Genomic DNA, 9,452 nt, shown 5'->3' on the forward strand with positions numbered 1-9,452 from the left:
TTAACCGAAAAATGTTGGTGTCTTGGTCATTGCGATTTTGCCTGCCATCGCTAACCAGCCTAGCGCACCAAAGAAAGAGAATACTCTCAGTAGCTTGTTTTTACCTAGCTTAAGCGCAAAGAAACCTAATGCGATGTAAGCCATAACACAAGTTAGTTTTTCGGTTAACCATGGTGCTGCTGGTGTAAATGGAATAAAGCCAGTGATGAAAATCAAACCAATACCCGATAGCAATAGCAACGAGTCATTGATATGAGGGAAACGCTGCAAGAAAGGATGCTTAAGCTTAGGTGAGTTAGCCATCATAAGAGCGAAACGAATCGAAAGAAGTAGCGCGCTTATCGCAATCGTTAATAGGTGAAAATGTTTTAGACCTTCGTACATGGTATTCCTTTATATTTTTATATGTGCTTTCGTTAACACGAGCCTCACAATACCCGTTAATGCCCTGTAGTTCTGCATAAAATCTCTGTATTTCTGCGTTAAATGCATTATCGGGTTAAATGTATTGTCGAGTTAAAGGTATCAATTTAGCAAGTTCATCATCCATTGCTCACAAGACGATTAACAATCACTAACTATGAACAGTAACGACCCAATGTCACTCGGTCATTACCACCGTAATCTTTCTCTGTGACAACATCGAGATAACCGAGCGCCTGCATAATCTCACGAACTGCCAAACCTTGGTCATAGCCGTGTTCAAATGCTAACCAACCTTCATTTTCCAAAAAGCCACGTGCGTTTTCAGAAATGTATCGAATATCTGCAAGCCCTTTCTCTTCAGCAACCAGTGCTGTGATCGGCTCAAAACGAACATCGCCTTGAGACAAATGAGGATCATTCTTCTCAATGTATGGCGGGTTAGAGACAATCAGAGAGAACTTCACAGTTTCTTCAGAGCTCAAAGGCTCAAACCAACTGCCATGTAAAAACGTAGCGTTGGTGATGTTTAAGCGCTTCGCATTTTCTGTCGCAAGCTGCTGCGCTTCAGGGCGAAGATCAATACCCGTTACCTGTCGGTTCGGCATCTCTGACGCCAATGCTAACGCGATAGCACCTGTACCTGTCCCTAAATCTAGAATCGCACCTTGCTTGCCGTACGTTTTATCCAAAGCCACCTCAACCAAACGCTCAGTATCTGGGCGCGGAATTAAGGTAGAAGGAGAAACTTTTAACGGCAGTGACCAAAACTCACGCTCACCGATAATATAAGCCACAGGCTCACCAGTTAAGCGACGTTTTAGAAGGGCATTGAATTCAGACTCTTGCTCTGAGGTGAGATGCTTCTCAGGCCAAGTCAGTAGGTAAGATCTTGGTTTATCTAAGGCGTGACAAAGCAGTACCGCGGCATCAATAGAGGGTGATGTGTTATCACCCTCTTGAAGCTTTACGATTGCTGCTTTTAAAGCACTTTCAACCGTATATGCTGACTGCATACAGGTTAGTTGTTCTCTGCAAGTGCAGCAAGCTGATCGGCTTGGTGCTCTTGAAGTACAGGATCAAGCAAGCTTTGCATGTCACCTTCAAGCACTTCGTTAAGACGGTAGATAGTAAGGTTGATACGGTGATCCGAAACACGACCTTGTGGGTAGTTGTACGTACGAATACGGTCACTACGGTCACCAGAACCTAATAGGTTACGACGTGTATCAGAAACCGCTGCCGCGCGGCGCTCTTCTTCTGCTTGAACAATACGAGCAGCAAGAACAGCCATCGCTTTCGCTTTGTTTTTATGCTGAGAACGCTCGTCCTGACACTCTACTACTGTACCCGTTGGTAAGTGAGTAATACGGATTGCTGAATCCGTGGTGTTAACGTGCTGACCACCCGCGCCTGATGCACGGAAAGTATCAATTTTAAGATCGCCTGCTTTGATTTCAGGCAGATCAGCTTCTGGGATCTCAGGCATAACGGCAACTGTACATGCAGACGTGTGAACACGGCCTTGAGATTCAGTTTCAGGTACACGTTGTACACGGTGACCGCCCGACTCAAACTTCATGGTGCCGTAAACAGCATCGCCGCTTACCTTAGCGATCATCTCTTTGTAGCCGCCTTGTTCAGAAGCATTGCTGCTCATGATTTCAACGCGCCAACCTTTCTTCTCAGCAAATTTAGAGTACATACGGAACAGGTTGCCCGCGAAGATACCCGCTTCATCACCACCCGCGCCTGCACGGATTTCAAGGAAACAGTTGCGCTCATCGTTTGGATCTTTTGGAATCAGAAGAATCTGTAGCTCATCAGTCAAACGTTCAATCGCCGCTTTTGCGTCTTTGATTTCGTCTTGAGCCATTTCACGCATTTCAGCGTCATCTTCGTTCGCCATCTCTTCAGCAGCTTCTAAATCTTCTTGAGCTTGCTGGTATGACTGGAAGCAAGCCGTTACTTCTTCTAGTTGAGAGTACTCTTTAGAAAGTGCACGGAATTTGTCTTGATTCCCGATTACATCTGGATCACCAAGTAGATGTTGAACTTCTTCATAGCGTTCAACAAGTGTTTCAAGCTTTACTAGAATCGAGGCTTTCATAATGTCTTATTCTGTTGGAGGTCTAATATTATTGAGGGTTTTCTAAGCCCAAACTCTGTCTAATGACCATTAATTTTGCAGGTTCTCCTTGCTCAGCTGCACTTTGAAGTGCGCGCGTTGGAGCATGGATCAATTTGTTTGTGAGCTTATTACTTAGCTCAAGTAAGACTTTTTCAGGGTCACCGCCAGCGGCAAGTGATTGTAAACTCTTACTTAATAATTCTTCTCGGATTTCGTTGGCCGATTTACGGTAGTCACGAATACTGTCTACAGCTTGCAGTGAACGCATCCAACTCATGAATGCCGCACTTTCTTCGCTAACGATTGCTTCCGCTTGAATCGCTTCCACTTTGCGTTGTTCAATGTTGCCATCAACAATCGACTGCAGATCATCCACTGAATAAAGGTAGGCGTCATTCAATTCACCAACCTGAGATTCCACATCACGCGGAACCGCAATATCAACCAACAACATAGGTTGATGTTTTCTTGTTTTCAGTGCGGTTTCAACCATGCCTTTACCAATGATAGGTAACGGACTTGCGGTTGAGCTGATCACGATATCCGCTCGATGCAGATGATCAGGGATCTCATTGAGGCTGATCACTTCAGCACCAAACTCTTCAGCCAACCCTAAAGCACGTTCACGAGTTCGGTTAGCCACAATCATCTTGGTACAGCCATTCGCTGAAAGATGCTTAGCCACCAACTCAATGGTTTCACCCGCCCCCACCAATAACACGGTTGAATCGGCAATCGACTCAAAGATGTGCTTGGCTAACGTACAAGCTGCGTAAGCAACCGAAACCGCGCTTCCGCCGATCTCTGTTTCAGTTCGAACACGCTTCGCGACAGAGAATGATTTCTGGAACAGCTTTTCCATTGAAGCATCAACAGATTTGTTCTCTCGCGAGTCTGTATAAGCTTGCTTCACCTGACCTAAGATCTGTGGTTCACCCAATACCAAAGAGTCCAAGCCACAGGCTACGCGCATTAGATGTTTAATCGCCGCCTGCTCTTCATGGATATAAATGCTCGGTTTTAGCTCTTCAGGGCTCACTTGATGGAAAACTGACAACCAATCGATGAGCTTGTTTTTTGCCACGCCTTTGACGTCACAATACAATTCAGTTCGATTACAGGTAGAAAGTATGACACTTCCATTTACGTGTGCATTTGCGTTAAGTTGCTTGAGTGCCTCAGATAATTTATCTGGACCAAAAGCGACTTTTTCTCGCAATTCAACCGACGCTGTATTGTGATTGATACCTACGGCAAGCAAAGACATGTATCAGAAGTTCTCGATCAGGGAATGGAAACAAGGGGCGAATTTTACTTGATGCATGGCTCTATTTAAAGAGCAAGCGGGATTTGTTTTCCTGACTTCGTGAATTCAATGCTATAGTTGAAGCGTTTTTTAGATAAATTTGAACAAGTTGTGAGCAAATATGAGCAAGCTTCTCAAAATCACGTCTCTTATTTTTATGGCCATAATTATGGTGGGTTGCTCGTCTATCCCAGAACAACCAACCAGCGTTGAATGGCAAAGTCATCAAGATCGGCTTTTACAGATAGACAACTATCAAGCCTCAGGCAAGCTCGCTTACATTTCCCCAGAGCAACGCCAAAGCCTAAATTTCATTTGGAAGCATTCACCAAATCAAAGTCAATTAAGGCTTACGACTTTTCTCGGTCAAACTGCATTGAATCTAACCATAGATCCATCGGGTGCAAAAGTCGTGACCTATGATGACCAAGTATTTACTCATGCGAGTGCTTCAGTCTTGGTTGAGCAGCTGACAGGCTTACAGATCCCTATTGATCATCTACCACAATGGTTCCTTGGCATTCCAGACCAAGCCGATAGCTACCAATTGAACACCACCAACACGCTTGAATCTCTCACCAAACAAGTCAGCAACCAACTATGGACACTGAGTTTTGCTAACTATCGCAATACAGAGATGCCGAATAAGCAACTATCGGATGAAGACAACACTAAGGTAGAGACAATCCCACTCCCTACTCGATTGTCATTCAAGCAAGACGATAACAAAATCAACATTGTAGTTTCGAAGTGGACACTGAAAAAATGATAACAACGCCAACCCATTGGCCTTCTCCGGCTAAACTGAATTTATTTCTCTACATCACAGGTCGACGTGACAATGGCTATCACGAACTTCAAACCTTATTTCAGTTTGTCGATTTTGGTGATGAACTGACGGTTACCGTAAACTCAGAAACTAGCTCGATAACAATCACACCAGAAATTCCTGGGGTAGCACTTGAAGACAACCTGATCTGGAAAGCCGCGACTGCGCTACAGCAATATACCTCAACCTCTTTCGGTGCCGATATTGAACTCAAGAAAGTACTGCCCATGGGTGGCGGTATTGGCGGAGGCTCTTCAAATGCAGCAACCGTATTGGTCGCTCTGAATTATTTATGGCAACTCAACCTGTCAGACGATCAACTCGCCGAGATCGGTTTGAAGCTTGGTGCTGACGTTCCTGTCTTCGTTCGAGGCCACGCCGCCTTTGCTGAAGGGGTTGGAGAACAGCTACAGCCGGCTAATCCGGATGAAAAATGGTATCTTGTGGTCAAGCCTCAAGTGAGCATAGCAACTGTAGACATATTCACACATTCAGAATTAACTCGAAACACGCCAAAGCGAGCGCTATCAACGCTTCTAGAGCAAGAATACGTAAACGATTGCGAAAAAATTGTGCGAATGCTGTACCCAGAGGTTGATAAGCAACTTTCATGGCTGCTACAATACGCGCCGTCGAGATTGACTGGCACAGGTTCGTGCGTTTTTGCTGAATTTAACAGCAAAAAAGAAGCCGAATTGGTGCGAGAACAACTGCCTGACACAGTTTCCGCTTTCGTAGCGAAAGGAAGAAACATTTCTCCTTTAAAAGAAACTCTGGCTGAATACCAATCAGCCCACCCACAATCTATTTAAAACTGGACGCAACCCGAGGTTTCCACCGTGCCTGATATGAAGCTATTTGCTGGTAACGCAACACCTGAACTAGCCCAACGTATTGCTGATCGTCTATACATCTCTCTTGGCGATGCTACTGTAGACCGTTTTTCTGATGGCGAAGTCGCTGTTCAAATCAATGAAAACGTTCGTGGTAGCGATGTATTCCTGATTCAATCAACTTGTGCACCAACCAATGACAACCTTATGGAATTGGTGGTAATGATTGACGCAATGCGCCGTGCTTCTGCTGGCCGTATTACTGCTGTAATCCCTTACTTCGGTTATGCTCGTCAAGATCGTCGTGTACGTTCTGCTCGTGTGCCAATTACTGCAAAAGTTGTTGCAGACTTCCTTTCTAACGTTGGCGTTGACCGCGTTCTTACTATCGACCTACACGCAGAGCAAATCCAAGGCTTCTTCGATGTACCTGTTGATAACATCTTCGGCACTCCAGTTCTTCTAGAAGACATGGCTAACCGTGGCCTAGAAAACCCAGTAGTGGTTTCTCCAGACCTTGGTGGTGTTGTACGTGCTCGTGCAACGGCTAAAGCGCTAGGTGATGTTGACATCGCTATCGTTGATAAGCGTCGTCCACGTGCTAACGTTTCTGAAGTAATGAACCTAATCGGTGATGTTGAAGGCCGTGACTGTGTTATCGTTGATGACATGATCGATACGGGTGGCACACTATGTAAAGCAGCTGAAGCGCTTAAAGAGCGCGGTGCTAAGCGTGTATTCGCTTACGCAACTCACGCTGTTTTCTCTGGTACTGCTGCGAACAACATCAAGAACTCTGTTCTAGACCAAGTTATCGTAACGGATTCTATCTCTCTATCTCCAGAGATGGCTGCGACTGGTAAAGTGACAACACTTAGCCTTTCTCGCATGCTTGCTGAAGCGATTCGTCGTATCAGCAACGAAGAATCAATCTCAGCGATGTTCAACTAATCAAAGCCCAATAGCTTTTTTTACAAAAGCTTGGTTTTAGAAACACGCGAGAGAAAGATATTAAGCACTTCAGTCAATGAAGTGCTTTTTTTATGTCTGAGTAATATTGCACTGCTAGTTATCACAAACAGGAATAATCGCGCAGCTATCAGCTAGCTCGCACCTTTTTCATAAACTGTGATATCATACGGCGCTTTTTGAAATCCCAAGAGAGATCCATACCTTGAGCCAACAAATAAAACTTCTCGTTGGACTGGCTAATCCAGGTCCAGAATACGCCAAAACTCGCCACAATGCGGGTGCTTGGGTAGTTGAAGAATTAGCGCGTGTACATAACGTGACACTAAAGAACGAACCAAAGTTCTTTGGCCTAACGGGTCGTATCATGGTTCACGGTGAAGATCTTCGTTTGCTGATCCCAACGACTTTTATGAACTTGTCAGGCAAAGCAGTTGCAGCCTTAGCAAAGTTCTACCAAATTAAACCAGAAGAGATCATGGTCGCTCACGATGAGTTAGATCTGCCTCCTGGTATTGGAAAGTTTAAAAAAGGTGGTGGTCATGGTGGACATAATGGTCTGAAAGACATCATCAGCAAACAGGGTAACAATAAAGAATTCTATCGTCTTAGATTAGGCATTGGCCATCCAGGACACAAAGATAAAGTTGCAGGTTATGTATTAGGCAAAGCTCCTCAAAAAGAGCAAGAGTGTATCGAGGCCGTCGTTGACGAATCGGTTCGCAGCCTAGACATCTTATTAAAAGATGGCCTACCAAAAGCACAAAATCGCTTACATACGTTCAAAGCAGAATAAGGTTTATATCATGGGTTTTAAATGTGGCATCGTTGGTCTACCAAACGTTGGTAAGTCAACTCTGTTTAACGCACTGACTAAAGCAGGCATCGAAGCAGCAAACTTTCCATTTTGTACGATCGAACCAAACACAGGTATCGTTCCGGTTCCAGATCTACGCTTAGATGCATTAGCAAAAATTGTTAATCCACAGAAGATCCTTCCAACGACAATGGAATTCGTAGATATCGCGGGCCTAGTAGCTGGCGCATCTAAAGGTGAAGGTCTTGGTAACAAATTCCTAGCTAACATCCGTGAAACTGACGCTATCGGTCACGTTGTACGCTGCTTTGAAAATGAAAACATTGTTCACGTTGCTGGCAAAGTATCTCCAATCGAAGATATCGAAGTGATCAACCTTGAACTTGCATTGGCTGACTTAGACAGCTGTGAGCGTGCAATTCAACGTAACGCGAAGAAAGCAAAAGGCGGCGACAAAGACGCTAAATTCGAAATCACTGTACTAGAAAAGCTACTTCCAGTTCTAACTGAAGGTGGTATGGCGCGTACTGTTGAACTTGGCAAAGAAGAAGCGGCAGCAATCGGCTACCTAAACTTCCTAACACTTAAGCCAACAATGTACATCGCAAACGTTGCAGAAGATGGTTTTGAAAATAACCCATACCTAGACGCTGTTCGTGAATACGCAGAAAACGAAAACAACGTTGTTGTTGCTGTTTGTGCAGCAATCGAATCAGAGCTTTCTGAGCTTGATGACGAAGATCGCGAAGAGTTCCTTGCGGATATGGGTATCGAAGAACCAGGTCTTAACCGAGTGATCCGCTCTGGTTACGAACTACTGACTCTTCAGACTTACTTCACAGCTGGTGTTAAAGAAGTTCGTGCTTGGACAATCCCTGTAGGTGCAACTGCGCCACAAGCAGCGGGTAAGATCCACACAGACTTCGAGAAAGGTTTCATCCGTGCTGAAGTTGTTGGATTCGATCACTTCATCGAATTTAACGGTGAGAGCGGTGCGAAAGACGCAGGTAAATGGCGCCTTGAAGGTAAAGAATACATCGTTAAAGATGGTGACGTTGTTCACTTCCGCTTCAATGTATAATTCTGATTAAACATCTAGAAAAAAGGCCAGTGAATTCACTGGCCTTTTTGTTTTTCCCCTTTCTAAATTGTCCCTCACCAGAAACTTAACTTCCTATATATATCGCCTTTTAGACCTGTTTTTTGTCGACAAATACGCCTCTTTGCCTAAAAAGAAACCGAACAGATGTTTATTCGCGATTTATTCAAAAAAAAAGTTGACGGGTTTCACTCAACTCCGCATAATGCGCCCCGTTCACAGCGAAGCGGCAACGTTTCGAAATGAGCAACAATATGGAAATGGCTACTTAGCTCAGTTGGTTAGAGCACATCACTCATAATGATGGGGTCGCAGGTTCAAATCCCGCAGTAGCCACCATTTCCTAAGCACTCTATTTGATATTAAAGTTTGTCTTTAGTAACAAAGAGTTTTTAGGAAATAACGCGGTCGTGGCGGAATTGGTAGACGCACCAGATTTAGGTTCTGGCGCCGAGAGGTGTGAGAGTTCAAGTCTCTCCGACCGCACCATATTGAGATGTCTTTAAGATATCATTGTTGGGCTATCGCCAAGCGGTAAGGCACCGGCTTTTGATGCCGGCATTCCCTGGTTCGAATCCAGGTAGCCCAGCCACAATTTAAAGTGTAATTATCTTTAAAAAGATAATGGCATTGAAAGCAAGATTATATTATATTGTCTCGCTCTCAGATGGCTACTTAGCTCAGTTGGTTAGAGCACATCACTCATAATGATGGGGTCGCAGGTTCAAATCCCGCAGTAGCCACCATTCTTTCTTCGAGAAAGAAAAGACAACGTTATATTGAATCACCAATATTCAGTATGACTACAAAGATTTGCTGCGGTCGTGGCGGAATTGGTAGACGCACCAGATTTAGGTTCTGGCGCCGAGAGGTGTGAGAGTTCAAGTCTCTCCGACCGCACCATTATTTAGAATGTGTTTCTTTCATTAGATGACCATTCATTGTTGGGCTATCGCCAAGCGGTAAGGCACCGGCTTTTGATGCCGGCATTCCCTGGTTCGAATCCAGGTAGCCCAGCCACTATTACAACGTTATATTGAATCAC

At 44.6% G+C, this 9,452-nt stretch carries 9 protein-coding genes and 6 tRNA genes; 11 read left to right on the forward strand and 4 right to left on the reverse strand.

Features of this window, described 5'->3' with window-relative positions; genetic code table 11:
* The 4 genes from AB4307_RS05795 to hemA all read right to left on the reverse strand — a co-directional run bounded on the left by AB4307_RS05795 (position 1) and on the right by hemA (position 3,821).
* Positions 1–384 carry a SirB2 family protein gene (locus AB4307_RS05795; RefSeq protein ID WP_009848726.1) on the reverse strand — a complete coding sequence of 128 codons (384 nt, stop codon included), beginning with the start codon at positions 382–384 and terminating at the stop codon, positions 1–3.
* A gap of 194 nt (positions 385–578) precedes the next feature.
* Positions 579–1,439: a peptide chain release factor N(5)-glutamine methyltransferase gene (gene prmC, locus AB4307_RS05800; RefSeq protein WP_057622856.1), complete on the reverse strand. Its 861-nt coding sequence runs from the start codon at positions 1,437–1,439 to the stop codon at positions 579–581.
* Positions 1,440–1,444: 5 nt separating this feature from the next.
* Positions 1,445–2,533: a peptide chain release factor 1 gene (gene prfA, locus AB4307_RS05805; RefSeq protein ID WP_019821589.1), complete on the reverse strand. Its 1,089-nt coding sequence runs from the start codon at positions 2,531–2,533 to the stop codon at positions 1,445–1,447.
* A gap of 28 nt (positions 2,534–2,561) precedes the next feature.
* Positions 2,562–3,821: a glutamyl-tRNA reductase gene (hemA, locus tag AB4307_RS05810; protein ID WP_248337270.1), complete on the reverse strand. Its 1,260-nt coding sequence runs from the start codon at positions 3,819–3,821 to the stop codon at positions 2,562–2,564.
* A gap of 160 nt (positions 3,822–3,981) precedes the next feature.
* Between hemA and lolB the strand changes: the two genes are divergently transcribed.
* The 11 genes from lolB to AB4307_RS05865 all read left to right on the forward strand — a co-directional run bounded on the left by lolB (position 3,982) and on the right by AB4307_RS05865 (position 9,427).
* Positions 3,982–4,629, forward strand: a complete 648-nt coding sequence (gene lolB / locus AB4307_RS05815) for a lipoprotein insertase outer membrane protein LolB (RefSeq protein WP_372131397.1) — start codon at positions 3,982–3,984, stop codon at positions 4,627–4,629.
* Positions 4,626–5,501 (forward strand): 4-(cytidine 5'-diphospho)-2-C-methyl-D-erythritol kinase, encoded by an 876-nt coding sequence (gene ispE / locus AB4307_RS05820; RefSeq protein ID WP_170930213.1) that lies wholly within the window; start codon positions 4,626–4,628, stop codon positions 5,499–5,501. Before lolB ends, ispE begins: the two co-directional genes overlap by 4 nt.
* Before the next feature lie 27 nt (positions 5,502–5,528).
* The gene (locus tag AB4307_RS05825; RefSeq protein WP_004739814.1) at positions 5,529–6,473 is read left to right on the forward strand and encodes a ribose-phosphate pyrophosphokinase; all 945 of its coding nucleotides are present in this window, start codon (positions 5,529–5,531) and stop codon (positions 6,471–6,473) included.
* 223 nt (positions 6,474–6,696) lie between these two features.
* Complete coding sequence (pth, locus tag AB4307_RS05830; protein WP_004739815.1) at positions 6,697–7,287, forward strand: aminoacyl-tRNA hydrolase; 591 nt, start codon at positions 6,697–6,699, stop codon at positions 7,285–7,287.
* Between the two features lie 10 nt (positions 7,288–7,297).
* Positions 7,298–8,389 (forward strand): redox-regulated ATPase YchF, encoded by a 1,092-nt coding sequence (gene ychF / locus AB4307_RS05835; RefSeq protein WP_010439159.1) that lies wholly within the window; start codon positions 7,298–7,300, stop codon positions 8,387–8,389.
* Between the two features lie 280 nt (positions 8,390–8,669).
* Positions 8,670–8,746 (forward strand) — tRNA-Met (locus AB4307_RS05840).
* Between the two features lie 65 nt (positions 8,747–8,811).
* Positions 8,812–8,896: transfer RNA gene (locus AB4307_RS05845), tRNA-Leu, on the forward strand.
* 28 nt (positions 8,897–8,924) lie between these two features.
* Positions 8,925–8,999: transfer RNA gene (locus AB4307_RS05850), tRNA-Gln, on the forward strand.
* A 77-nt stretch (positions 9,000–9,076) separates the two neighbouring features.
* Positions 9,077–9,153: transfer RNA gene (locus AB4307_RS05855), tRNA-Met, on the forward strand.
* A 72-nt stretch (positions 9,154–9,225) separates the two neighbouring features.
* Positions 9,226–9,310: transfer RNA gene (locus tag AB4307_RS05860), tRNA-Leu, on the forward strand.
* Positions 9,311–9,352: 42 nt separating this feature from the next.
* Positions 9,353–9,427, forward strand: a tRNA-Gln gene (locus AB4307_RS05865).
* Positions 9,428–9,452: the final 25 nt, after the last annotated feature.

Source organism: Vibrio sp. 10N.261.52.C2 (genome assembly GCF_041471425.1).
GTDB lineage: Bacteria > Pseudomonadota > Gammaproteobacteria > Enterobacterales > Vibrionaceae > Vibrio > Vibrio crassostreae_C.

Coding starts and splice junctions, on each gene's coding strand:
- AB4307_RS05795 (WP_009848726.1), bottom strand. CDS start 384: ATGTACGAAGGTCTAAAACATTTTCACCTATTAACGATTGCGATAAGC.
- prmC (WP_057622856.1), bottom strand. CDS start 1,439: ATGCAGTCAGCATATACGGTTGAAAGTGCTTTAAAAGCAGCAATCGTA.
- prfA (WP_019821589.1), bottom strand. CDS start 2,533: ATGAAAGCCTCGATTCTAGTAAAGCTTGAAACACTTGTTGAACGCTAT.
- hemA (WP_248337270.1), bottom strand. CDS start 3,821: ATGTCTTTGCTTGCCGTAGGTATCAATCACAATACAGCGTCGGTTGAA.
- lolB (WP_372131397.1), top strand. CDS start 3,982: ATGAGCAAGCTTCTCAAAATCACGTCTCTTATTTTTATGGCCATAATT.
- ispE (WP_170930213.1), top strand. CDS start 4,626: ATGATAACAACGCCAACCCATTGGCCTTCTCCGGCTAAACTGAATTTA.
- ychF (WP_010439159.1), top strand. CDS start 7,298: ATGGGTTTTAAATGTGGCATCGTTGGTCTACCAAACGTTGGTAAGTCA.